General features: G+C 60.9%; 19 protein-coding genes. All 19 read right to left on the bottom strand.

Features of this window, described 5'->3' with window-relative positions; all coding sequences use genetic code 11:
- Positions 1-55: 55 nt before the first annotated feature.
- The gene (gene gspM / locus ACM6IQ_RS23290; protein ID WP_414879950.1) at positions 56-487 is read right to left on the bottom strand and encodes a type II secretion system protein GspM; all 432 of its coding nucleotides are present in this window, start codon (positions 485-487) and stop codon (positions 56-58) included.
- On the bottom strand, positions 484-1,590 hold the full coding sequence (gene gspL / locus ACM6IQ_RS23285) for a type II secretion system protein GspL (RefSeq protein ID WP_414879949.1): 1,107 nt from the start codon (positions 1,588-1,590) through the stop codon (positions 484-486). The genes gspM and gspL overlap by 4 nt, the downstream gene beginning before the upstream one ends.
- Positions 1,587-2,438, bottom strand: coding sequence for a type II secretion system protein GspK (locus ACM6IQ_RS23280; RefSeq protein ID WP_414879948.1), 852 nt, complete (start codon positions 2,436-2,438; stop codon positions 1,587-1,589). Before ACM6IQ_RS23280 ends, gspL begins: the two co-directional genes overlap by 4 nt.
- Positions 2,435-2,977: a type II secretion system protein GspJ gene (locus ACM6IQ_RS23275; RefSeq protein ID WP_017336141.1), complete on the bottom strand. Its 543-nt coding sequence runs from the start codon at positions 2,975-2,977 to the stop codon at positions 2,435-2,437. The genes ACM6IQ_RS23280 and ACM6IQ_RS23275 overlap by 4 nt, the downstream gene beginning before the upstream one ends.
- Positions 2,970-3,353, bottom strand: a complete 384-nt coding sequence (gene gspI / locus ACM6IQ_RS23270) for a type II secretion system minor pseudopilin GspI (RefSeq protein ID WP_414879947.1) — start codon at positions 3,351-3,353, stop codon at positions 2,970-2,972. The genes ACM6IQ_RS23275 and gspI overlap by 8 nt, the downstream gene beginning before the upstream one ends.
- A complete protein-coding gene (gene gspH, locus ACM6IQ_RS23265) occupies positions 3,346-3,813 on the bottom strand; it encodes a type II secretion system minor pseudopilin GspH (protein WP_017336139.1) in 468 nt (155 codons plus the stop codon). Before gspH ends, gspI begins: the two co-directional genes overlap by 8 nt.
- Before the next feature lie 3 nt (positions 3,814-3,816).
- Complete coding sequence (gene gspG, locus ACM6IQ_RS23260) at positions 3,817-4,272, bottom strand: type II secretion system major pseudopilin GspG (RefSeq protein ID WP_017336138.1); 456 nt, start codon at positions 4,270-4,272, stop codon at positions 3,817-3,819.
- Between the two features lie 3 nt (positions 4,273-4,275).
- Positions 4,276-5,484, bottom strand: coding sequence for a type II secretion system inner membrane protein GspF (gene gspF, locus ACM6IQ_RS23255; protein WP_017336137.1), 1,209 nt, complete (start codon positions 5,482-5,484; stop codon positions 4,276-4,278).
- 3 nt (positions 5,485-5,487) lie between these two features.
- The gene (gene gspE, locus ACM6IQ_RS23250; protein ID WP_414879946.1) at positions 5,488-6,960 is read right to left on the bottom strand and encodes a type II secretion system ATPase GspE; all 1,473 of its coding nucleotides are present in this window, start codon (positions 6,958-6,960) and stop codon (positions 5,488-5,490) included.
- Complete coding sequence (gene gspD / locus ACM6IQ_RS23245) at positions 6,957-8,885, bottom strand: type II secretion system secretin GspD (protein ID WP_414879945.1); 1,929 nt, start codon at positions 8,883-8,885, stop codon at positions 6,957-6,959. The genes gspE and gspD overlap by 4 nt, the downstream gene beginning before the upstream one ends.
- Before the next feature lie 8 nt (positions 8,886-8,893).
- Positions 8,894-9,367, bottom strand: a complete 474-nt coding sequence (locus ACM6IQ_RS23240; protein WP_414879994.1) for a hypothetical protein — start codon at positions 9,365-9,367, stop codon at positions 8,894-8,896.
- Positions 9,368-9,599: 232 nt separating this feature from the next.
- Positions 9,600-11,066, bottom strand: coding sequence for an N-acetylglucosamine-binding protein GbpA (gene gbpA / locus ACM6IQ_RS23235; protein WP_414879944.1), 1,467 nt, complete (start codon positions 11,064-11,066; stop codon positions 9,600-9,602).
- A 292-nt stretch (positions 11,067-11,358) separates the two neighbouring features.
- Complete coding sequence (gene hemE, locus ACM6IQ_RS23230) at positions 11,359-12,426, bottom strand: uroporphyrinogen decarboxylase (protein ID WP_017336130.1); 1,068 nt, start codon at positions 12,424-12,426, stop codon at positions 11,359-11,361.
- A 252-nt stretch (positions 12,427-12,678) separates the two neighbouring features.
- Positions 12,679-14,097: an FAD-dependent oxidoreductase gene (locus ACM6IQ_RS23225; protein WP_414879943.1), complete on the bottom strand. Its 1,419-nt coding sequence runs from the start codon at positions 14,095-14,097 to the stop codon at positions 12,679-12,681.
- A 33-nt stretch (positions 14,098-14,130) separates the two neighbouring features.
- Positions 14,131-18,576 carry a glutamate synthase large subunit gene (gltB, locus tag ACM6IQ_RS23220; protein WP_017336128.1) on the bottom strand — a complete coding sequence of 1,482 codons (4,446 nt, stop codon included), beginning with the start codon at positions 18,574-18,576 and terminating at the stop codon, positions 14,131-14,133.
- A gap of 350 nt (positions 18,577-18,926) precedes the next feature.
- Positions 18,927-20,525, bottom strand: coding sequence for an AAA family ATPase (locus ACM6IQ_RS23215; RefSeq protein WP_414879942.1), 1,599 nt, complete (start codon positions 20,523-20,525; stop codon positions 18,927-18,929).
- A 10-nt stretch (positions 20,526-20,535) separates the two neighbouring features.
- The gene (gene aroB / locus ACM6IQ_RS23210) at positions 20,536-21,636 is read right to left on the bottom strand and encodes a 3-dehydroquinate synthase (RefSeq protein ID WP_017336126.1); all 1,101 of its coding nucleotides are present in this window, start codon (positions 21,634-21,636) and stop codon (positions 20,536-20,538) included.
- A gap of 151 nt (positions 21,637-21,787) precedes the next feature.
- Positions 21,788-22,306: a shikimate kinase AroK gene (aroK, locus tag ACM6IQ_RS23205; RefSeq protein WP_017336125.1), complete on the bottom strand. Its 519-nt coding sequence runs from the start codon at positions 22,304-22,306 to the stop codon at positions 21,788-21,790.
- A gap of 4 nt (positions 22,307-22,310) precedes the next feature.
- Entirely contained in the window at positions 22,311-24,404 is a 2,094-nt protein-coding gene (pilQ, locus tag ACM6IQ_RS23200; protein WP_017336124.1) for a type IV pilus secretin PilQ, read from the bottom strand.
- Positions 24,405-24,407: the final 3 nt, after the last annotated feature.

Here is a 24,407-nt window from a genome sequence, read left to right as displayed (position 1 = left end):
CTGCTCGTGAAAACCCCCAGGCACCTGCGCAGTGGGCAATCCCAACCCACCGCAACTACCTGAGCACCACCCGCGCCTCAAGCACCGCATCACGCCTTTCCAGCACCAGCGATTGCACCACAGCCCCATCCCGCTCAGCACGATCCAGCCATTGCAGCAGCGTCTTCGCATCACCGCTGAGGGTCAAACGCAGCAAGTCGTTATCGGCATCCATCTGATGCAGTTCGAGGCCCGCCGCTGTGGCACTTTCGCTGATACGCAGCGACAAGGGCTGGTCAGCAACGACCGCAACGGTGCTTCGGGGTTGCGCCCGTTGCAACTGCGCCGCCAAGGCCCGTTGCTGTTGATGACCGCGTTCGACGGCTTCCAGACGCTGACGGGTCGGCTGCCAGATCAGGCTGAACACCGCGACAACCAGCAAAAATACGCCCACGGCCAACAGCAGTCGCTGCTCACGATTGGACAGGCGTTGCCAGACGGTTTTCATGAGTTGTCCTCCACAACCAATGTCGCCTGTACCCGATTGCGCTCTCTGCTCGCACTGTCGAGCCTGACCGGCACACCTTGCTGCCGTCCGCGCTCACGCAGTTGCTCAAGCTCGGCAAAACTGTTGGCAGTCAGCCGGACTTTCCAGCCGTCGCCTGTACGAAATTCGATACGCTGAACTTCAACATGACTCGCGCCGATGACCTGCTCGATCAGCCCCACCAAACCGGCGATACGTGTCTTCTCCGGTTCGGTGGTCTGGTTCTGCAGCACTTTGAGTTGCGTCGCCAGGTCTACGATGCGGCTCTGGTCAGGGTAAAGGGCCTTGAACCGCTGCTCGTTCTGGCTGTAGAGCCGCCGGGTTTCACCCTCGATAAAATGGATTCGCGTGGCGCTGGCACCCCAGGTCAGCAGCAATAGCATCAGTAACGCCAATCCACCGAAATGCCAGGGCAGACGTTTGCCGCGTGGGGCGAATGCTCCTTGCAGCAGGTTGATGGCCTGGGGGTGGCGAAGGGTCAGGCACTGGTCGACATCGACCGCATCGTGACGCTCGTCGATCCACCGGATATCCGAGGGCAATGCCGGTCTCAGCGAGGTCAACCCGTCATCCGACACCGCCACGCGGGCCGGCATTGCGCCGCCAAGCAACCATCGACCGAACCAGCGCACGACGACCGCCTGGGCCCCGGGCAACACATCGGCATCGACAAAGACAGAACGGACGCCAACCCCCGCCTCCGCCAGCAGCGCGAGCACAGCGGCAAATCGCTCTCGACCGATCACCATCACCGGATAGCGCCCTTCCCGGTCGCGAGCGCCAATGCCCAGGTGCAATTTCTCCAGCGCGTCACTCAGTTGATCTTCTACGGCAAACGCGATGGCTTGCGCAGCGGGCTGACGCCTGGAAGGCCACGGATCGCTGCGCACCCAACTGCACATTTCCATGGGCAACAACAGATCGACCGTCTGCCCGTTCAGTGACTGCGCGGCTTGATTCAATGGCATGAACTGGCGTTGGCCGGTCGAAGGCCACAGGCAGCACGGCCAGTCGGTCGACGGCTCGGTCAGGCCCTCGGCGGTCAGGTAAAGCCAAGTGTTCATCGCGGCATCTCATGGGTACTCGAAGGAAGAAGACGTCTTTGCAGGATCTTGAATTGGTGCGTGTCGGGGTCTCGCTCGACATCAGTGGCCAGGCGCAAACGGTTTTGGCCCTGAATGACCTGCACTGTGATCCGGAACCAGCGGCTGCCGGTGCCCAGCCCATGTCTGCTCACGCCTGCGCCGGAGAGCAGCGGGTCTTGAGTAAAGGCCTGAACGCTCGCCCATGCAGTGGCCGATTGCTGACGGACCAGCGCGTCGGCTGTCGTCGCTTCCACGCCATCGAGCATCCTCAATACCAGCGCAGGCGCGGTGTTGATGTTCAGCGCGGCCTCTGTGGGAAGCACCGCGACCCAGGGCTCCAGTTGACGCAACAGCTGGCCGTCGACACCTGGAAGCAGGCGCAGCTGGCTCAGTTCTTGTAATGCGCCGACCTGACTCAATTGCAGCGGCGCAAGATCGAGTAGCTCGAGCAAGCGTCCCCAACGATCAAGGGTGACCTGATCTATCTGACCCTGGGTCAACAATGAATTGAGATTGAATCGCCCGGCGAGGTCTTCGATATCGACGCGCAACTGCACGCCCTCGATGTCGAAGTCGGGCGCCGTCCGCGCCCAGTCCTGAGTCAGGTCAACGTTTTGTTGCGAAGCACGCGCGGCGTCCTGTAGCTGTAATAGCGCCCAGGTTTCACCGGCACCCGCCAATTGGCGCAAGTGAACGTAATGCATCGCTTGCCCGCTGCCTTGCAACGACAGTCGATGACTGCGCAGCATGCCGCTGGTGATCAACAACGCCAGACTCATGACCAGCAACACACTGATCAGCGCGATGCCCCGTTGACGCCCGTTCATGGCAAGACGCCCGGCAACAGCAACACCCGACGGATCGCCTCGAAACGGCCTGCCGACACTTGCAGTTCCACTGCCATCGGTGCCTTCGCGTCTCGCCCCGACGGCCCCTCGCTGCGCCATCCGGTTTGACGATCAAACAAACGCCAGCTCACGTCCCGCACATCGTCGAGCAGTCGTTGCCGTTGCATGAGGGGCGTGCCCTCGCCTTGGCTTTCACGCCACAGCACACCGTTTTCGAGTCGGTACGTCAGTGTCTGGCGCTCGCTGCGGGGCTGGTCCAGAGGATTGCGCCAGTGGCTGCGCTGCAACTGCAGCCCCATTGGCTGGAGCACGACTGGCTGTTCGGTAACCTGCAACACGTCCCGCTCAATCACCGCCACCGCCCGTTGCAGGCGTCGAAACTCACGCTCGTGGGCTGTCGTGCCCTGCTGTGCACGCACGACGCCATCGAACAAGCCCCAACTGGCCAGGCCGAGCAAAGCGAATATCGCCATGGCGATCACCAGCTCCAGCAAGGTGAAACCGGATTGCCTATTCATGACGATCAGGTATCCAGCCGCTGGCGCGGTGCAGTGTTTGTTCGCGACCGGAAAGGCTGACGTCAACGTCGACCTTGAGCAGACGCGGGTCAGTCGATGCGCTGATGTGCTGGCGCAGCAGCCAGTCGCGGCGATCCATATGCACCACGCGCTGCTGTTGACCGAGGGCCAGCCCCGGTTGCAGGCGCAGTTCGTTCAAATGGTTATCGGCCAACCAGGTGGCGAAGAGGCGTTCCTCGACCGCGCCGGTCTGTTTCAACACGTACTGGCTCGCCGACAGCACGGCCGCCGCCAGTGTGGCGAAGACCGCCAGGGCCACCATGATTTCCAGCAGTGTGAATCCACACGTGCGTGCCCGAGACAGGCCCTTAACCATCAATCACTGCCTCACCCAGTCCATCGCTCGAAAGGCTCAGGAGCGTGCTGTCCCGGGTCGCGAACGTCAGCGTAAAGGCGCTGGTTTCATCGCTGCTGAGCATCAATAATTGCGGCAGTCCTTCATCGGCACCCAGCATCAGGGAATGCCCATCCTGTTCAAGGTGTAGCCGCAAGGTGTCGGGCCACTTGTAAAACGCAGCCACCGGCTCCCAGCCTCGAGCATCGAGGCGCATCGCGCGGTAACCGCTGTCACTGATCCGCAGGCCGTATTCCTCGCCATCCAGCACCGCCCGCTCACGCAGCTGTTGAATCAGACCTGCCATCCCGTGCGCCTCGTGCCGCGCCTGACGCACCGGATTCGGGCCGCCGACCAGACTCACCATGCACAGCAGCACGCCGATCACAACGATCACGATCATCAACTCGAGCAAGGTAAACCCGCGGCAACGTTGGCGCATGAATCAGTCGCCCCAATTGCCGATATCGGTCGCATGCCCTTCGCCGCCCACCACGCCATCGGAGCCCAGGGAATACAAGTCGTAGCTGCCGTCGATCGACTGCACACCAGGATTAAGAAACTGATAGGGCGTGCCCCACGGGTCGACCGGCAGGTTTTTCAGGTAACCCTGAGGGTTCCAGTTCCTCGCCGCCGGCAGGCCCGAAGGACGTTTGCTCAAGGCTTCCAGCCCTTGCTGCGTCGAGGGGTAGTGGAAGTTGTCGAGGCGGTACATTTCCAGGGCGGTGGCAATGGCCTGGATATCAATTTTTGCTGCGGTGACCTTGGCCTGGTCGGGCCTGCTCATGAACTGCGGCACCACGATGGCCCCCAGCACGCCGATGATCACGACCACCACCATGATTTCGATCAGGGTAAAACCGCGTTGCCCGCGGCGCGAGTTGCTGCGTAGAGGTTGCATGGATCAATTCACCAATTGGTTGAGGCTGAGTATCGGTAGAAGAATGGCCATGACGATCAGCAGCACGACGCCGCCCATCAGCACCAGCATGGCCGGTTCAAAGAGGCTCACAACCAGCGCGATGCGCGCCGCCAGGCTGTTTTCCTGCTGTTCGGCGGCCCTTACCAGCATGTGATCGAGTTCGCCCGCGCGCTCGCCGCTGGCGATCATGTGCAGCATCATCGGCGGGATATCGCCGCTGAGTTCCAGGCCCCGGGTCAGGGTTCCGCCTTCACGTACGGAGCGGGCGACATCGACCATGCGCGCACGAATGGTCAGATTGCCGATGACAGCGGCAGCGATTTCCAGCGCGTCCACCAGCGGCACGGCGCTTTTGCCGAGGATCGCCAGGGTGCTGGCAAACCGCGCGGCTTCCATCGCCCGCAGCACCTCACCGGCTACCGGCAGCTTCAAGGCCAGGCGATGCCAGCGCAGGCGCCAGGGCGGCTGGCGCAAACTCCAGCGCCAGAGGCCGATCAACGTCGCCAGCACGCCCATCAATGCCAGGAAATGGTTACGCAGACCGTCGCTCAACCCGATCAGCGCCTGCGTCAGCCAAGGCAACGGCTGGCCACTGTCGACGAAGATTTTCACCACGTCCGGCACCACATAACCGAGCAGGAAACCCACGATCGCCACGCTCGCCAGCATCAGGATCATCGGGTAGACCAAGGCCATCTGGATTTTCTGCCGCGATGCCTGGCGCGCCTGGGTGTAAGCCGCCAGCTGTTCGAGCACATGACCCAAGTGCCCGGAACGCTCGCCGGCCGCGACGGTGGCGCGAAACAACTCGGGGAACGCCTTGGGAAACAGCCCCAGCGCGGTTGAAAGGGCATGCCCTTCCATCACCCGGCTGCGGACCGCCGACAACAGGCCGGCGACCTTGCGCCTGGCGCTCTGTCTGGTCACTGCTTCCAGTGCTTCTTCCAGGGGCAGACCCGCCTGAACGAGCGTGGACAACTGCAGCGTCAACAGCGCCAGTTCTGCCGCCCCCAGCCGCCCACTGCGCGGTTGCGCACCGGTAGCGCCGCCCGTGTTGACCTCATTCAATTCACGCGGCCACAAACCGCGCTCGCGCATCAGCTGTCGTGCATGACGCGGGCTGTCGGCTTCCAGTCGGCCCTTGCAGCGTCGGCCCTGGGCATCATCAGCGCGGTATTCGAACGTCGGCACTCGCTAGTCCTCCTGAGTCACGCGCAGTAACTCGTCAAGGCTGGTCACGCCGTCGAGCACCCGTTGCCGACCGTCCTGAAACAAACTGCGGGAGACCTTGCGCGTCTCATCGATCAACGCCTGCTCACTGGCGCCCTGATGAATCAGCGTCGACACGGCCGGCGTGACGCTGATCAGTTCGTAGATCCCGATACGCCCGCGATAACCGTGCTGGCACTGCTCACACCCCACGGCGCTGAAGAGCTGCGGTGGCGCCGCCACATCGAGCCCGAGACCCTGACACATGGCCGCATCGGCGCGAAACGACGCCTTGCAATGCGGGCACAACGTACGCAGTAAACGTTGAGCCAGGATGCCCACCAGCGACGACGCGAGCAGGTAGGCATCAACCCCCATGTCCACCAGCCGTGTCACTGCGCCCACCGCGCTGTTGGTGTGCAGCGTCGAGAGCACCAGGTGCCCGGTCAGCGAGGCCTGGACGGCGATTTCCGCCGTTTCGCGATCACGGATTTCGCCGACCATCACCACATCCGGATCCTGACGCAGAATCGCCCGCAAGCCTCGGGCAAAGGTCATGTCCACTTTCGGATTGACCGGCATCTGCCCAACACCCGGCAGGTGATATTCGATGGGGTCTTCGACCGTCAGAATGTTGCGCGTCTGGTCATTCAGGCTGCTCAGCGCGGCATACAGACTGGTGGTCTTGCCGGAGCCGGTGGGCCCGGTCACCAGCAGAATGCCGTGGGGTTTTCCGAGCAACTGGCGCAACGCCGCGAGGGTGTCGGGCGGCATGCCGAGTCGCTGCAACTCCAGGCGCCCGGCCTGTTTGTCGAGCAACCGCAGCACCACCCGCTCACCGTGCGCCGACGGCAATGTCGAGACCCGCACATCGACTTCGTGCCCGGCCAGTCGCAGGGCCATTCGACCGTCCTGCGGGATACGTTTTTCAGCGATGTCCAGACGCGCCATGACCTTGATCCGCGACACCAGCAACGTCGCCAATTCACGCCGCGGCCTGAGCATTTCGCGCAACTGCCCGTCGACCCGCATGCGCACCGACAGAGTGTGCTCGAAGGTTTCCAGGTGCACGTCCGAGGCCTGCTCGCGCACGGCTTCGCTGAGCAGGGCGTTGATCAGCCGGATGATCGGCGCGTCGCCCTGCTGTTCCAGCAAGTCGGCGGTCTGCGGGACCTGATCGACAAGGCTGAGCAGATCCAGTTCGTCATCCAGGCCCTGGGCCACCTGCTCCGCCGCGCTTTGACCATCACGGTAAGCAGCGGCCAGACGTGCTGCGAAGACCTCTGCATCCAGCACCTGGATCGGCAGATTCCACCCGCACATCCGGCGTGCTTCCGACAGGGCTGTCAGCGGCGTATCGGCTCGCAGCACCAGGCTCGAATCGGGCCCCTCGCTCGCCAGCAAAACACCGAAACGCCGAGCGAAACCGAAGGGCAACTGTTCGATTTTTTCGCTCATGGCGAAACCGGGGTCTGCTTGCGCAAATCAAACACCGGCGCATCAGGGGCCGGGTCGAACAACTGGCGCGATTCTGCCGGTAGCAATAACGAGTTGTTCCCGTGCGCCCCCGGCTGGCTCAGCTTGCGCAGCGCGTCGTATCGCTGTTGGCTTACATCCGCCAGATCTTCCTTGCTGCGCACGATGGTGGGCCGCAAAAAGACCATCAGGTTGCTTTTGGTTTGCGTATCCCGGGTCCAGCGAAACAGCGCGCCCAGGTAAGGAATATTGCGCAGCAGCGGCACGCCGCTTTGCTGGGTACGAACGCTGTCGCGGATCAAACCGCCGATCACGATGATCTCGCCATCGTCGGCGAGAATGGTGCTCTTGAGTGCACGCTTGTTGGTGATCAGGTCGGAAGAATCGATTCCTGACACCGACGGCGCAATGTCCGACACCTCCTGCTCCACTTCCAGGCGCAACGTCGAACCTTCGTTGATGTACGGCTTGATCTTCAGGCTGATGCCGACGTCCTTGCGCTCGACGGTGGTAAACGGGTTGCCCGCACCGTTGCTGTTGGTGGCGTAGGACCCGGTCTTGAACGGTACGTTCTGGCCGACGATGATTTCCGCTTCCTGATTGTCCAGGGTCAACAGGCTCGGCGTGGAAAGCAGATTGCTATGGGTATTGCTGGCCAACGCCGAAATCAACGCGCCAAAACGGTCATTGCCCAGTTTCAGGAGTGCGCCTTCCGGCGCCGATTTTTTCTCGTCGAAAGTCAGCCCGCCAATGATCGGAATATCGGTGCCGGGAAAGTTGATAAAGCCTTTCGCGTCGCCGCTGCTGATGCCCCACTGCACGCCTACGGCTTCGGCGATGTCTCCCGAGATTTCGACGATAGCGGCATGGATCAACACTTGCGCCCGGGGCTGGTCCAACTGGCGCACGATGTTTTCGATGGTGCGGATTTGCGCGGGCTCGGCGATCAGCACCAGCGCATTCTGGCTTTCGTCGGCCTTGATCATGAACGTCGCGCCGGACGAGCCATCCTTCACGGCGCCCAGGTTCGATGCCTGTTTTCGGCCCTGCCCCATCATTTCCAGAACGTCGGCCAATTGCTTGGCATCGCTGTGGCGCAAACGGATGACCCGGGCATTGTCGAGGGATGCAGTGGCAGGCGTATCGAGACTGCGTGCGAGGTCGATCAGGCGCTGACGCACCGACGGTGGACCAATGAGGATCAGTCGATTGGTCCTGGTGTCGGCAAGCACCTGGATCGACGTATCGGCGGCGCGCTTGCCCAGTGAAGACTCAATGATCGTCATCACGTCGGCGGCCTGGGCGTGATGCATCTGCACCACGGCATGCAGGTTGTTCTGCCCCGCATCCAGCTGACCCACAACCTTGGCAATACGACCCACATTGGCAGCCGTATCGGTGACGACCAGCGCATTCGCCGACACCGACGGGCCGACGTAACCATTGACCGACACCAGCGGCCGGACCAGTCCGGCAATATCGGAGGCGCTGCTGGTATTCAATTCAATGACCCGGGTGACGAACTGCGATGCCGTGACGTTTGTCGCGGTGCTCTGGCCTGCACGGGTTTTCGCTTCGGTGACCGGCGTGATCAGAATGCGGTCACCTTCGTCGATCACCGTAAAGTTATGGGCATCGAGTACCGAATAAAACAACCGGCGAACGCCCTCGCGATCGAGGGCCTGGCGGGACATGACGGTGATGCGCCCGGAGACTCTGGGGTCGAGCACCACTGTGGTCCCGAGAATGTTCGAGATTTCTTCGACGATGTCGCGCAACTCGGCATTGTTCATCGCCAGTTGCCATTTTTCTTCCTCGGCTTGCAACGTGTCATGAAAGAAGGTCGTCGCCAAAGCGACCAGAAAAAGAAGGATGCGCAAGGGATACGCGCCGATGAAGCTGTTCATGGGTGTGATCACTCTGACTGCCCGGAAAGAGGGCGTAGAAAACGCGTAGAACTGACCGGTGTCGGTGGTTGGGATGGCGAGTCGAGTTGGCGCAGGAAACTCCCGGAAGAGCTCTGCAACGTCAGCACCTCTTCTCGACCCTTGTTCCACAACACCGCTTGATTCACCTCGACGCGACGCAGGACGCTGCCGCCCGGCAACTGATCCCCCACCTGGTAAATCCGTGAGCCTTGAGCGTCCGCCAGCAACGCTCTGGACAAGCCTGTGTCGAGGACAAAACTGGCCTGCAAGGTCAGCGCTTCGGCACTGGGCAGCAACGAGGTTTCAGTCGCCAGACCGAGCACCGTTGCGACCGCTGTGGTATCGAGGGGCGCACGGGGCGTTGGCGCCGGCAAGGTCGCAGCGAACGACAACGGCGGGGCGAGAGTTTTGCGAAAACCCCACTCCTGCCACGCCAGAAACGTTGCGTAACCTGCGGACATAACCAGCAGGCAGAGTGTGCTCAAGCGCCTGCTCACTCGAGTCGCTCACTTCGAACGCGGGCCACATAAAAGCCGAAAATCAGGGTCCAGGCGATGAGTGCCACCGATAACCAGTGCAGCCGTACGCGTTGGGTGGAATAACCCAAAACCGTCATTTTTCAACTCGATTTTCTACAAGAGGATGAACCCTCAGGCGATCCATTCGCGGATCGCCTGAAGGGTTACGGCGGGCTTAAAGCTTGTCCCACGCCATGTGCCAGTGCGCCCCTACGCCAGGTTCAAAACCATTGGCGGTCGGGCTGTATTGCTTGCAGTAGCCGGACTCGGGGAACGGCTTGCATTCGAAGACTTCGTTGGTCTTCGGTTGCAGCACTTTGGTACCGGCGGTGTATTCGCCGAGGCCTTCAGGGAACACGAAGTCATGCTCGACGCCAGCGCCTTCACCGGTCATGTTGGTCGGCTGGGTATCCTGGCGAGTGGTACGGCCATCCAGGGTGGTGCCGACCAGTGTCAGCGTGTGTTGGCCAGGGTTACTGCGCACATCCAGGGTCAACGTCGTCGAGCCGCTGTCCACCTGTGCAGAGGTGGTGCCGACCGGCTTGTTGTTCTCATCGAACAAGGTCGCTTCAACGTTCATCTTGCGATTGGAGATCATGCTGAAACCGACCTTGGCCAGGCCTTTCTCCAGAACGTATTCAGCTTGCTGAGAAGCTACCGACATGCGTGCTGCAGCGTCTTCCTTCATGTCCAGTTGAACTTCGAAACGGGTCACGCCGCTTTCTTTTTGGGCATAAAGGGTGTTGTTACCCCGGACCGGTTCGATGTTGCCGCTCTCACCACGAATACCGGCGCGGATGAGGGTGTGAGTGGCGTTGATCTTTTCTGCCAGTTTGAACGCCCAGTTGTTTGGCAAGCCTTCTTCGGCAGTGGCGATGGCGATTTCCACGTCGTAATCCGGGCTAACGCCATTGGCGGAGAATGCACGGGCCTTGACCTTGTCGCCGATCAGCAATTCGGTCGACGGTGCGATACCGCCAACGGAAGACCAGCCGCCCGGCAACTCTGCTTCGGCAATAATGTTCACATCGGCCGGGTTGTAGAACGCTGCGTCGGTGTCTCCAACCGTCCAGACCGCCAGAATCACATGCTGGCCGGACTTGTCTGTCGGGATGGTGCAGTTGTGCTTGTCACCCGATCCAGGCTTCTGATTACCACCCTCAATGGTGCAGAACGGCGTGCTTTCAAAGGTGGCCCGTTTCAGCGACTCGTTCGGATTCCAGCCGTTGCGAGTGATGAAGTATTCGTGTTTGGTTGCCGGGTGAACCGCGGTGTAGCGCCATTGGAAATCGATGTTGCGGTCCTTGATTTCCGTCAGATGCCAACGGGTGGCGGACTGGGCATCCATCGCGGAGAACGATGGATGACCGCCACTCGGAATCTTGCCGTCGATCGGCCCTTGCAGAGGAGCACCACCTGCACCCGCCGGAAAGCCTTTGAACGTTTCGCCGACACTTTGAGGTTCGTATTGCGCGGGGCCACAGTGGGTGTTCAAGCCTTTCTGGCAAAGCAATGCCCGCGAAGGTGGCACTTCAAGATAGCCATGGGCAGCAACAGTTTGAGACGCCAACATTGCCGATAACAGGATCATTGGAGAGGCGCATGCGGTTAGTGCACCTCCCTTGTGGAATTTTTTTTTCATCACTGCGTTCCAGACTACTTATCGAAAATTAAGGCGCCTTGCGGGCGCCACTGTTCGTAGTGCCGCTCGGTGTGCGGCACCAAACGAAGGGCTGGAACCTTACCGGGATGAACGCGTTTTCTATGTAGGACAAGTCTTCGCTTACATGAGGATTGATCTCTCTCTTCACTCATCTGACAAAGAGAGAGAAATTTCTTACAGATGAAAACGCATCAGGCTGGCATACGTTTTTCAGGCATAAAAAAAGCCTGTCCGGCGTTGACCGGACAGGCTTGATGAAACGCGGGTATGACTACTCGTGATACTGCGCCGACAACTCATGCACCGCGCGCAGGAACGCACCCGCATGCTCGGGATCGACCTCCGGGGTGATGCCATGTCCGAGGTTGAACACGTGACCGCTGCCCTTGCCATAACTGGCGAGGATCCGGCCGACTTCGGTGCGAATGGCTTCCGGTTTGGCGTAGAGCACCGTCGGGTCCATGTTGCCTTGCAACGCGACCTTGTTGCCGACGCGATCACGGGCGTTGCCGATGTCGCACGTCCAGTCCAGGCCCAGCGCATCAGCACCCGCGTCGGCGATGCTTTCCAGCCACAGGCCGCCGTTCTTGGTGAACAGGATGACCGGAACCTTGCGGCCTTCGTGTTCGCGGATCAGGCCGCTGACGATTTTGCGCATGTAGGCCAGGGAGAATTCCTGATACGCCGCCGCTGAGAGGTTGCCGCCCCACGTGTCGAAAATCTGTACCGCTTGCGCGCCGGCCATGATCTGCCCGTTGAGGTAGGACGTGACCGACTGCGCGAGCTTGTCCAGCAGCAGGTGCATGGCTTGCGGGTTGTCGTAGAGCATGGCTTTGGTCTTGCGGAAGTCTTTCGACGAACCGCCTTCGACCATGTAGGTAGCCAACGTCCATGGACTGCCGGAGAAACCGATCAGCGGCACACGGCCGTTCAGTTCGCGGCGAATGGTGCTGACCGCGTCCATCACGTAGCCGAGGTCTTTGTGCGGGTCAGGAATCGGCAGGGCTTCGATATCGGCCATCGTGCTGACAACTTTCTTGAAGCGTGGACCTTCGCCGGTTTCGAAGTACAGGCCTTGGCCCATGGCGTCCGGGATGGTGAGGATGTCCGAGAAGAGGATCGCCGCGTCCAGTTGCGGATAGCGGTCGAGTGGCTGCATGGTGACTTCGCAAGCGAACTCCGGGTTCATGCACAGGCTCATGAAATCACCGGCCTTGGCACGGCTGGCGCGGTATTCCGGCAGGTAGCGACCGGCCTGACGCATCATCCACACAGGGGTGACGTCTACGGGTTGCTTGAGCAGGGCGCGAAGGAAACGGTCGTTCTTCAGGGCAGTCATGTCGGCATCCGGAAAAAAAGTGCGGGCATTTTCTCAGAGCGCGAGGCAAAAGGCACGGTTGCAGGTCAGCCTTTTGTCTATCGGGTCAATTTGTCGCAACAAATACGCAGATTTCAGCAACACCCGCAAACCAATGTGGGAGCTGGCCGGCCAGCGATGCGGCCACCTCGGTGATCAGTCAGACCGAGGTGATGCTATCGCTGGCCGGCCAGCTCCCACAGGGTTACTGCCTGTCAGGTCTGAACCGGCGGGTTAGACGCCCAGGTAATCCAGAATCCCTTCAGCCGCATTGCGGCCTTCGAAGATCGCCGTCACCACCAGGTCAGAGCCGCGAACCATGTCGCCACCGGCGAAGATTTTCGGGTTGCTGGTCTGGTGCTTGTACTGACCTTGTTCCGGCGCCACAACACGGCCCTGGCTGTCGGTCTGGATACTGAACTGCTCGAACCACGGCGCCGGGCTCGGGCGGAAGCCGAAAGCGATAACCACAGCGTCGGCCGGGATGATCTCTTCGGAACCCGGGATCGGCTCGGGGCTGCGACGGCCACGGGCGTCCGGTTCGCCGAGACGGGTCTCGACCACCTTCACACCTTCGACCTTATCTTCGCCAACGATGGCGATCGGCTGGCGGTTGTAGAGGAATTTCACGCCCTCTTCCTTGGCGTTCTTCACCTCTTTACGCGAGCCCGGCATGTTCGCTTCGTCACGGCGATACGCACAGGTCACCGACTTGGCGCCCTGGCGGATCGAGGTACGGTTGCAGTCCATCGCCGTGTCGCCGCCGCCCAGCACCACAACCTTCTTGCCTTTCATGTCGACGAAATCTTCCGGCGACTTTTCGAAGCCCAGGTTGCGATTGACGTTGGCAATCAGGAAGTCGAGCGCGTCATGCACGCCTGGCAGATCCTCACCGGCAAAGCCGCCCTTCATATAGGTGTAGGTGCCCATGCCCATGAACACGGCATCGTATTCTTCGAGCAGTTGCTCGACGGACACGTCCTTGCCCACTTCGATGTTCAGGCGGAACTCGATGCCCATGCCGGTGAAGACTTCGCGACGATTGCTCAGCACGGTCTTTTCCAGTTTGAACTCGGGAATGCCGAAGGTCAGCAGACCGCCGATTTCCGGGTTCCTGTCGAACACCACCGGGGTCACGCCGCCGCGTACCAGCACGTCGGCACAGCCGAGACCGGCCGGGCCTGCGCCGATGATCGCGACACGTTTGCCGGTCGGCTTGACCTTGGACATGTCGGGGCGCCAGCCCATGGCGAACGCGGTGTCGGTGATGTACTTCTCGACCGAACCGATGGTCACCGCGCCGAAACCGTCGTTAAGGGTGCAGGCACCCTCGCACAGACGATCCTGCGGGCACACCCGGCCGCAGACTTCCGGCAGGGTGTTGGTCTGGTGTGACAGCTCGGCGGCCTGAAGGATGTTGCCCTCGGCCACCAGTTTCAGCCAGTTCGGAATGAAGTTGTGCACCGGGCACTTCCATTCGCAATACGGGTTACCGCAACCCAGGCAACGGTGGGCCTGATCGGCCGAATGCTGGGGTTTGAAGGGTTCGTAGATCTCCACGAACTCCTTCTTGCGTTGACGCAACAGTTTCTTCTTCGGATCTTTGCGCCCGACGTCGATGAACTGGAAGTCGTTATTCAGACGTTCAGCCATTGTTAAAACCTCATCAAACTGTTCAGGCGCATATCACTGCGGGTTGGCACGGGTGCTGGAAAGCAACGTTTTCAAGCTGGCAGCCTTCGGCTTGACCAACCAGAAACGGCGCAGGTAGTCATCGAGGTTTTCCGCGAGTTCACGACCCCACTCGCTGTCGGTTTCCTCGACGTACTCGTTCAGCACGCGTTGCAGGTGGCTGCGGTAGGCTTCCATCGCTTCGCCGCTGATCCGCTGGATTTCCACCAGTTCGTGGTTGACCCGGTCAACGAAGGTGTTGTCCTGGTCGAGCACGTAGGCGAAACCGCCGGTCATGCCTGAGCCGAAGTTGTAACCGGTCTTGCCCAAAACGCAGACGAAACCACCGGTCATGTACTCGCAGCAGTGATCGCCGGTGCCTTCCACCACGGTGTGAGCACCGGAGTTACGCACTGCGAAACGCTCGCCTGCGGTGCCGGCCGCGAACAATTTGCCGCCGGTCGCGCCGTACAGGCAGGTGTTGCCGATGATCGCACTGTCCTGAGTCTTGTAGGCGCTGCCCTTCGGCGGAACGATGACCAGCTTGCCGCCGGTCATGCCTTTGCCGACGTAGTCGTTGGCGTCGCCTTCCAGGTACATGTTCAAGCCGCCGGCGTTCCACACACCGAAGCTCTGACCGGCCGTCCCTTTGAAGCGGAAGGTGATCGGCGCGTTCGCCATGCCCTGGTTGCCGTGCTTGCGCGCAATTTCGCCGGAGATCCGCGCGCCGATGGAGCGGTCGCAGTTGCAGATATCCAGGGCGAAATCGGCGCCGCTCATGTCGTTGATGGCCGAAGTGGCCATGTCGACCATTTTCTCGGCCAGCAAGCCTTTGTCGAACGGTGGGTTGCGGTCGACCTGGCAGAACTGAGGCTTGTCTGCCGGGATGTGATCGCTGCCCAGCAATGGCGTCAGGTCCAGGTGTTGCTGCTTGGCGGTCTGGCCTTCGAGGATTTCCAGCAGATCGGTACGGCCGATCAGCTCTTCGAGGGAGCGCACGCCCAGTTTGGCCAGCCACTCACGGGTTTCTTCGGCGACGTAGGTGAAGAAGTTCACCACCATGTCGACGGTGCCGATGTAGTGATCCTTGCGCAGCTTCTCGTTCTGAGTCGCGACGCCGGTGGCGCAGTTGTTCAGGTGGCAGATACGCAGGTACTTGCAGCCCAGCGCGATCATTGGCGCGGTGCCGAAGCCGAAGCTCTCAGCGCCGAGGATCGCGGCCTTGATCACGTCGAGGCCGGTTTTCAGGCCGCCATCGGTCTGCACCCGCACTTTGCCGCGCAAGTCGTTACCACGCAGGGTCTGGTGGGTTTCGGCCAGGCCGAGTTCCCACGGAGCGCCCGCGTATTTGATCGAGGTCAGCGGCGATGCACCGGTGCCGCCGTCGTAGCCGGAGATGGTGATCAAGTCCGCGTAGGCCTTGGCCACACCGGCAGCGATGGTGCCAACACCGGCTTCTGCCACCAGCTTCACCGAAACCAGGGCCTTCGGGTTGACTTGTTTCAGGTCGAAAATCAGCTGCGACAAGTCTTCGATCGAATAGATGTCGTGGTGCGGCGGTGGCGAAATCAGGGTCACGCCCGGCACTGCGTAACGCAGCTTGGCGATCAGACCGTTGACCTTGCCGCCTGGCAGTTGACCGCCTTCGCCGGGCTTGGCGCCCTGGGCGACCTTGATCTGCAGCACTTCAGCGTTGACCAGGTATTCCGGAGTGACACCGAAACGGCCGGTCGCGACTTGCTTGATTTTCGAGCTCTTGATCGTGCCGTAGCGCGCCGGGTCTTCGCCGCCTTCACCGGAGTTGGAACGCGCACCGAGGCGGTTCATGGCTTCGGCCAGGGCTTCGTGAGCTTCCGGCGACAAAGCGCCAAGCGAGATGCCCGCGGAGTCAAAGCGCTTGAGCACCGATTCCAGCGGTTCGATCTCGCTGATGTCCAGCGGTTTGTCCAGAGTCTTGACCTTGAACAGGTCGCGGATCATCGACACCGGGCGGTTGTCCACCAGCGCCGTGTATTCCTTGAACTTGCTGTAGTCGCCTTGCTGCACAGCAGCTTGCAAGGTGTTGACCACGTCCGGGTTGTAGGCGTGATATTCGCCACCGTGGACGAACTTCAGCAGGCCGCCCTGCTGGATCGGCTTGCGCGGACTCCAGGCTTCGGCGGCCAGGGCTTTCTGCTCGGCTTCGATGTCGACGAAACGTGCGCCCTTGATACGGCTCGGAACGCCGCGGAAGCTCAGGTCGCAGACTTCCTCGGACAGGCCGATGGCTTCGAACAGCTGCGCACCGCGGTACGAAGCGATGGTCGAAATACCCATCTTCGACAGGATCTTCAGCAGGCCTTTGGTGATGCCCTTACGGTAGTTCTTGAACACCTCATAGAGGTCGCCCAGCACTTCACCGGTGCGGATCAGGTCGCCCAGCACTTCGTAGGCCAGGAACGGATAGACCGCCGAGGCGCCGAAACCGATCAGTACCGCAAAGTGGTGCGGATCGCGTGCGGTAGCGGTTTCCACGAGGATGTTGGAGTCGCAACGCAGGCCTTTTTCGGTCAGGCGGTGGTGCACCGCGCCGGTGGCCAGAGAGGCGTGGATCGGCAACTTGCCCGGGGCAATGTGACGGTCACTCAAGACGATCTGGGTGCGACCGGCGCGAACGGCTTCTTCAGCCTGATCGGCGACATTACGCACAGCGGCTTCAAGGCCGACGCTCTCGTCATAGTTGAGGTCGATGATCGCGCGCTCGAAGCCCGGACGATCGAGGTTCATCAGCGAGCGCCACTTGGCCGGGGAAATGACCGGCGAGCTGAGGATCACACGCGAAGCATGTTCCGGCGACTCCTGGAAGATGTTGCGCTCGGCACCGAGGCAGATCTCCAGCGACATGACGATGGCTTCACGCAGCGGGTCGATCGGCGGGTTGGTGACCTGCGCGAACTGCTGGCGGAAATAGTCGTACGGCGTGCGCACGCGCTGGGACAGCACGGCCATCGGCGTATCGTCGCCCATCGAGCCAACGGCCTCGTAGCCTTGCTCGCCAAGCGGGCGCAGCACTTGGTCGCGCTCTTCGAACGTGACCTGGTACATCTTCATGTACTGCTTGAGCTGGTCGACATCGTAGAAAGCCGAACCGTGATCGTTGTCTTCCATGGTCGCCTGGATGCGCAGGGCATTCTTGCGCAGCCATTGCTTGTACGGATGACGGGACTTCAGGCGGTTGTCGATGGCGTCGGTGTCGAGGATCTGACCGGTTTCGGTGTCCACGGCAAAGATCTGGCCCGGCCCCACACGACCCTTGGCGATCACGTCTTCAGGCTGGTAGTTCCAGACACCGATTTCGGACGCCAGGGTGATGAAACCGTTTTTGGTCGTGACCCAGCGCGCCGGGCGCAGACCGTTACGGTCGAGCAGGCACACCGCGTAGCGACCGTCGGTCATGACCACGCCGGCCGGGCCGTCCCACGGTTCCATGTGCATCGAGTTGTATTCGTAGAACGCACGCAGATCCGGGTCCATGGTTTCGACGTTCTGCCACGCAGGCGGAATGATCATCCGCACGCCACGGAACAGGTCGATGCCACCGGTGACCATCAGCTCGAGCATGTTGTCCATGCTGGAGGAGTCGGAGCCGACACGGTTGACCAGCGGGCCGAGTTCTTCCAGATCCATCAGATCGTTGGTGAACTTGGTGCGACGGGCCTGGGCCCAGTTGCGGTTGCCGGTAATGGTGTTGATCTCGCCGTTGTGGGCGAGGAAGCGGAACGGTTGCGCCAGCGGCCATTTCGGCAGGGTGTTGGTGGAGAAGCGCTGGTGGAACACGCAAATCGAGGTTTGCAGGCGCTGGTCGCTGAGGTCTGGATAGAAGGCGGTCAAATCCGCCGGCATCATCAGGCCTTTATAAATGATGGTCTTGTGGGAAAAGCTGCAGATGTAGTGATCGACGTCGGCGGCGTTGGCCACGGACGAGCGACGACGGGCGCTGAACAGCTTGATCGCCATGTCCTGATCGCTCAGGCCTTCACCACCGATGTAGACCTGCTCGATCTGCGGCAAGCGCTCGAGGGCCAGGCGGCCGAGGACACTGGTGTCGATCGGCACTTTGCGCCAGCCGACCAGGGTCAGGCCTTCAGCCAGGATCTCGCGGTTCATGTTCTCGCGAGCGGCTTCGGCCTTGACCGGGTCCTGGTTGAAGAAAACCATGCCCACTGCGTATTGCTTGGGCAATTCGACGCCGAAGGTTTCCTGGGCGATCGCTCGCAGGAACACATCCGGCTTTTGAATCAGCAGACCGCAACCGTCACCGGTCTTGCCGTCGGCGTTGATCCCACCGCGGTGGGTCATGCAGGTCAGGGCCTCGATGGCCGTTTGCAAAAGGGTATGACTGGGCTCGCCCTGCATGTGGGCTATCAGGCCGAAACCGCAGTTATCCTTGAATTCATCTGGTTGGTACAGACCTGCTTTCATAGACACTTTCTCACCAGGCTGCCTCTTATCAAGGCAAATTTCTTTTCAATTCAACCACTTGCATTCCACGCCGAACGTACGCCGGCTTAGCGGGGGCAAAAGGGTGGTCATTGTACACAGCGACACAGACGCTCACAAATTTGACGACGAACTGTCGCAAATCTATGTCGCATTTGTGAAAGGTTTAAAGCGATCTGCTGTGCTAGTCAAAACTTTTTTAATTCTGACCGCAACGACTCAAAGACTACTGTAACGCAGACACCACAAGGCACGCGGTCTGTAGAGACGGCGCGCACTTGCAGAAATTTTGAGGTGCTTGGAGAGGCGGCCTGGGTAAGGCCGCCGAATCTTCAGCGAGTTGTTGCCAGTTCCTGTTGGACGCTGGCGACAGTGCGAGGCCAAGGTTTACCAGCCTGAACCTTCGCTGGCAAGGCCTTGATGGCGGTAACGGCCGCATCGCGGTTGGCGAAGCTACCGTAAGTGATGACGTAAAGCGGCTTGCCGTTGAGGACTTTCTTGAAATAACGGTACTCGCCGCCCTGCTCCTTCACGAAGGATTGCGCGGCCGCTTCAGAGCTGGTGCCGAGGATCTGCACCACGTAGTTGCTCGTCGGCTGCCCGGCGTACCAGGTGCCGCCAGCGCCTTTGGCAGCAGCAGCGACTGGCTTCTCGGCAGGCTTGGCGGTAGCGACCGCGGCTGGCTTGGCTGGCGTTGGCGCCGGCTTCACCGCAGGGGCAGTCGGGACGGGCTTGGCTGTCGCGACCTGAGTGGGCGCAGGCGTCGGCTTGGCGGCTGGCGTCGGTGCAGGACCGGCCGGAACGCCTGCAGGAGGCGCGGTGGTGGTCACGGTCGGCGGTGTATCGCTGGAGCCTTCGACCGGCACGCCATCGTCGCCTTCGGTGATGCCACCGGCCGCTTCCGCGAGGGGACCGCGCATGACCGGTTGCGAATTACCGACCAGCGGCAACGGCATCGGTTGCGAGTTACCGGCGAACTCCACGGCAGGTGCGCCGCCGCTGTTAGGTTGTGGCGTGCCCTGGCCAAGCGGCAGTTGCGCCTGTTCGTTGGCAGGTGCGCCGGTGGTCGGTGCTTTGCTGCGACCCGGCATCAACCAGGCGGCGGCCACCGCGACCACGACAACGGCGGAAATCGCCAATACGTGTTTCTTCGGCATGTTGAACCCCATACTTGGACGCTTGACCGCAGAGCGGCTGGCAATCATGGCTTCGATCATTGCATCGCGGGCAACCTGATTGATGTTGCCAGGCCAGCCGTCGGAGCTTTCGTGAATATCAGAGATCTGATCCGCGGTAAAAAGTTCGATACCGCGACCTGCACCTTCTAGCCGCTGGTCCAGATACTCGCGGGTTTCTTCTTCGGTGTAAGGCTGCAGTTCGATGACGTGGAAGCGCTCTTCTTCAAGGTTCAACGCCTCGAGTTGCGCGATCAGCGAGGACTCGCCGAACAGGAACACATGCGGACGACCTTCCGGTGCACCCGCGGCCAGCTCCATCAAGGCTTCCAGTGCGGACTCGTCGAGCTGCTCGGCATCGTCCACCAGCAAATAGACTTCCTGACCCGTCAGCGCGAGCTGCACGACCTGAGACAGGATCGGGCCGATCTCTGCCTGAGCGACGTTCAACGCCTGGGCCACCTGACGCAGCACGCCAGCCGCATCGCCCGCGCCACGAGCGGAAACCACCACGCTCTGAACGGATTGTTTGTTGGTACTGGCCACCAGAGCCTGACGCAACAGGGTCTTGCCACTGCCTTGCGGGCCGGTAACCACCAGCAGCAACTGGCTGTAGCGGGCCAGGTGATGCAGCTGTCCCAGCACCGGTTTGCGCTGGGCCGGGAAGAATTTGAAGCCAGGCACCCGTGGAGCAAAAGGGTCATGGCTTAACTGGTAATGGCCGAGGAAAGCCTCGTCGGCGTGCAAACTAGTCATCGGGATCTTATTAACCTTTAAGCTGAGCCAGGGCGCGGTAGTCCGCTCCCAGCGTGGCCTGTAGAACCTCTTTCGGATAATCGTCGGTCACCACCGCTTCGCCCATGTGGCGCAGCAGCACCAGGCGCAAACGACCGTCGATCACTTTCTTGTCAATTGCCATGTGTTCGAGAAAATCGGCTTCAGTCATCTCTTCGGGCGGGATGACCGGCAGGCCGGCACGCTGGAACAGGCGAATGCCGCGATCACGCTCCTGCTCGCTGATCCAGCCCAGGCGCGCGGACATCTCCAGGGCCATTACGGTGCCAGCAGCTACTGCCTCGCCATGTAGCCACACACCATATCCCATGTGGGTTTCGATGGCATGGCCGAAGGTGTGTCCCAGGTTCAGGGTGGCACGAACGCCGGTTTCCTTCTCGTCGGCACCGACCACCGCCGCCTTGGCCGCGCAGGAACGTTCGATCGCATACGTCAGGGCAACCTGGTCCAGGGCGCGCAGGCGATCGACGTTTTCTTCGAGCCAGGTGAGGAACGGCTCGTCGCAAATCAGCCCGTACTTGATGACTTCAGCCAGCCCGGCGGACAACTCGCGAGCCGGCAGGGTATTGAGGGAGGCGGTATCGATCAGGACCACGTTCGGCTGATAGAAGGCGCCGACCATGTTTTTGCCCAGGGGATGATTGATCCCGGTCTTGCCGCCGACCGAGGAGTCGACTTGCGACAGCAGGGTAGTCGGAACCTGGATGAAATCGACACCGCGCTGGTAGCAGGCAGCAGCAAAACCGGCCATGTCACCAATCACACCGCCGCCGAGGGCGATCACGGTGGTGCGGCGATCATGGCGTGCGGTCAGCAGACCGTCGAAAATCAGTTGCAGGGTTTCCCAGGTCTTGAAGGCTTCGCCGTCGGGCAGCACCACGGAAATCACCGAGAACTGCGCAAGGCTGCGGGTCAGACGTTCGAGATAGAGCGGCGCAACGGTTTCGTTGGAGATGATCGCCACTTGCCGCCCGCGAATATGCGGGGCCAGCAGCTCGGGCTGATCCAACAAACCTTCGCCAATATGAATCGGGTAGCTGCGCTCGCCTAGATCGACCTTGAGTGTCTGCATGTGTCCCCACAGTGAAGATGGAATCAGGCGTCCTGCCTTGAGTTATCGAATGTCCGCGGCATTTGCTGGTGTGACGCCGTTCGGCAACCTTGCGCCACAACCTTGAGCGGTCGTGGCAGGACGCCGAGGATAGCGCATTTCGCGCTGTGCTTTAACGGGGAGGCAGCTGCTGCAGGCGGTCAAGAATGTCGAGCACCACCATTCGCGGCGGTCGCTCATCGGTTTCCACTACCAGGTCGGCGATTTCCCGATACAGCGGATCGCGCAACTCCAGCAGGTCCCGAAGGGTCTTGGCCGGATCGGCAGTCCGCAACAGGGGTCGATTGCGGTCACGGGCGGTACGGCCAACCTGCTGTTCGACAGAAGCATGCAGATAAACCACCCGACCACCGGCGCGCAGTGCTCGACGGTTGGCTTCGCGCATGACCGCGCCGCCGCCGGTCGCCAGCACCACGCCATCGCAGCCGCACAGCTCGGCAATCATCGCCTGCTCGCGGTCACGAAAGCCCGGCTCGCCTTCCTTATCGAAAATCCATGGGATATTGGCGCCCGTGCGCAATTCAATTTCCTTATCGGAATCTTTGAATGGCAGGCGCAGCTCTTTGGCCAGCAACCGGCCGATGGTGCTTTTTCCAGCCCCCATCGGTCCAACAAGAATCAAATTTCGCACAGAATCAATGACTCACAGCAATCGCCTGATTGTTCATGATACGCGGAGTGAGAAATACCAGCAGCTCGGATTTTTTCTCCGAAACCACGTCACGCCGGAAAAGGCGGCCAAGATACGGCACATCACCGAGAAATGGCACCTTATCTACAACCTTGCTCTGAGTATTTGAGAAAACCCCACCGATCACGATGGTCTCGCCGTCATTGACGAGAACCTTGGCATTGACCTCGTTTTTCTTGATGGGCGGTACATCCTGCACCTTGTTCAGGTAGTCCGGTTCGTCCTTGGTGACCTTGACCTCCATGATGATCCGGTTGTCCGGGGTAATCTGCGGCGTCACTTCCAGCGACAGCGAGGCCTCCTTGAACGATACCGACGTAGCGCCGCTGGAGCTGGCTTCCTGGTACGGGATCTCGGTGCCCTTGAGGATTTTTGCGGTTTCCTTGTCGGAGGTAACCACCTTGGGTTGCGAGACGATTTCGCCGTTACCGGTTTTTTCCATCGCGGTCAGCTCAAGATCCAGCAGCACATTATCGGTGATGAAGGCGATGCCGAGCCCCGAAGTGTTGGCGGCGGTGCCCATGTCGACGAACGGTGAGTTGGTGCTGGTGCTGCCCGGCGTACCAATGGTCGACGACGCGTTGGCGCCGTTGCTGACACCGGATGTGTTCCAGTTGCCCTTGTTCTGCACCGAACCACCCCAACGCACACCGAGGCTCTTGTCGTAGTCGACGTTCGCTTCGACGATCCGAGCCTCGATCATCACCTGACGCACCGGGATATCCAGTTGCGCGACAATGCGGCGCAGCTCGTCGAGACGGTCCTGGGTCTGGTAGGCGATGATGTTATTGGTTCGTTCATCGACGGTGATCGAACCCCGCTCGTCGACTTTCGCCTCGGCACTGGTCACTGACTGGAACAGCTTGGCGATATCGGCCGCCTTGGCGTAATTGACTTGCAGCAGCTCGCGACGCAAAGGCGCCAGTTCGGCGATCTGCTTCTGCGACTCCAGTTCCTGGCGTTCGCGGGCGGCAATCTCATCGGCCGGCGCCACCAGCAACACGTTACCGATCTTTCGTTTGTCCAGGCCCTTGGTTTTCAGCACCAGGTCCAGCGCCTGATCCCACGGCACGTTCTGCAAGCGCAAGGTAATGCCGCCCTGCACCGTGTCGCTGGCCACCAGATTGAGGTTGGTGAAATCGGCGATCAGTTGCAGCACCGAGCGCACGTCAATGTCCTGGAAGTTCAGCGAGAGCTTTTCACCGGTGTAGGCAAAACGCTCGGCGTTGCGCTTCTGCAAGTCGTCTACGGTCATCGGGCGGACGCTGACGGTCAGCTTGTTGTCGGTCTGATAGGTCGAGTAATCGAACGCGCCGCTGGGCTCAATGCTGATGGTCGCCCGGTCTCCCGTAGCGCTGGCGTTGACGAACTGCACAGGCGTGGCGAAATCCTTGACGTCCAGACGGACCCGCAACGGTTCCGGCAATTGGGTCCTGGCGAAACCGACGACAATCCTGCCATCGCGCTCCTGAATGTCCGGGGCGATGGACGGATCCGAGAGATCGATGACCACATTGCCTTCACCCTGGGTGCCGCGCTGGAAATCCACGCCGCGGATCGCCTTGCTCACCGGCGCATAGGCCTTGGCCGGCGCGGGAGTTGCCGTGGCGACGCGTGGCGGCTTGGATGCGGTTGCAGGTGCAGGTGCTGCGTTACTGGTTCCGCGCCCGACCACCACAAACAGATTATTGCCTTCGACACGAGCGGTGTACGGGGTCAATTGAGTCAGGTTGATGATCAGCCGCGTGCGGTCCTTGGCTTCCACCACCGTGGCACTGCGGGCATTGCCACCGCCCAGGTCGCGAGTCTTGCTCGTTAGCTGGCTGACCACACCAGGCAGGTCCAGCGCGATCCGCGCAGGCTGCTCCGTCGTGTAACCGTGGGGCGCTGGGGGCGCGCCATCGAATGACAGCTTCAACTCGACGCGGTCTCCCGGCAGCGCAGCGACATCCAGCGCTTTGAGGTTGGCCGCTTGTACCATCGGCGAAAGCAACGCTATCCATAGCGAAACTCCGAAGGTTGCGAAAATCCTGTTCATTAT

Origin of the sequence: Pseudomonas sp. IT-P100 (genome assembly GCF_949767185.1) — a bacterium.
In the GTDB taxonomy this organism is placed as follows: domain Bacteria; phylum Pseudomonadota; class Gammaproteobacteria; order Pseudomonadales; family Pseudomonadaceae; genus Aquipseudomonas; species Aquipseudomonas fluorescens_B.
The sequence above is the reverse complement of the archived record's forward strand: the minus strand, read 5'-3'. Positions and strand labels throughout refer to the sequence as shown.

Bases quoted from the DNA above. Each gene is read 5' to 3' on its own strand.
- gspM (WP_414879950.1), bottom strand. From the start codon at position 487: ATGAAAACCGTCTGGCAACGCCTGTCCAATCGTGAGCAGCGACTGCTG.
- gspL (WP_414879949.1), bottom strand. From the start codon at position 1,590: ATGAACACTTGGCTTTACCTGACCGCCGAGGGCCTGACCGAGCCGTCG.
- ACM6IQ_RS23280 (WP_414879948.1), bottom strand. From the start codon at position 2,438: ATGAACGGGCGTCAACGGGGCATCGCGCTGATCAGTGTGTTGCTGGTC.
- ACM6IQ_RS23275 (WP_017336141.1), bottom strand. From the start codon at position 2,977: ATGAATAGGCAATCCGGTTTCACCTTGCTGGAGCTGGTGATCGCCATG.
- gspI (WP_414879947.1), bottom strand. From the start codon at position 3,353: ATGGTTAAGGGCCTGTCTCGGGCACGCACGTGTGGATTCACACTGCTG.
- gspH (WP_017336139.1), bottom strand. From the start codon at position 3,813: ATGCGCCAACGTTGCCGCGGGTTTACCTTGCTCGAGTTGATGATCGTG.
- gspG (WP_017336138.1), bottom strand. From the start codon at position 4,272: ATGCAACCTCTACGCAGCAACTCGCGCCGCGGGCAACGCGGTTTTACC.
- gspE (WP_414879946.1), bottom strand. From the start codon at position 6,960: ATGAGCGAAAAAATCGAACAGTTGCCCTTCGGTTTCGCTCGGCGTTTC.
- gspD (WP_414879945.1), bottom strand. From the start codon at position 8,885: ATGAACAGCTTCATCGGCGCGTATCCCTTGCGCATCCTTCTTTTTCTG.
- ACM6IQ_RS23240 (WP_414879994.1), bottom strand. From the start codon at position 9,367: ATGTCCGCAGGTTACGCAACGTTTCTGGCGTGGCAGGAGTGGGGTTTT.
- gbpA (WP_414879944.1), bottom strand. From the start codon at position 11,066: ATGAAAAAAAAATTCCACAAGGGAGGTGCACTAACCGCATGCGCCTCT.
- hemE (WP_017336130.1), bottom strand. From the start codon at position 12,426: ATGACTGCCCTGAAGAACGACCGTTTCCTTCGCGCCCTGCTCAAGCAA.
- ACM6IQ_RS23225 (WP_414879943.1), bottom strand. From the start codon at position 14,097: ATGGCTGAACGTCTGAATAACGACTTCCAGTTCATCGACGTCGGGCGC.
- gltB (WP_017336128.1), bottom strand. From the start codon at position 18,576: ATGAAAGCAGGTCTGTACCAACCAGATGAATTCAAGGATAACTGCGGT.
- ACM6IQ_RS23215 (WP_414879942.1), bottom strand. From the start codon at position 20,525: ATGACTAGTTTGCACGCCGACGAGGCTTTCCTCGGCCATTACCAGTTA.
- aroB (WP_017336126.1), bottom strand. From the start codon at position 21,636: ATGCAGACACTCAAGGTCGATCTAGGCGAGCGCAGCTACCCGATTCAT.
- pilQ (WP_017336124.1), bottom strand. From the start codon at position 24,404: ATGAACAGGATTTTCGCAACCTTCGGAGTTTCGCTATGGATAGCGTTG.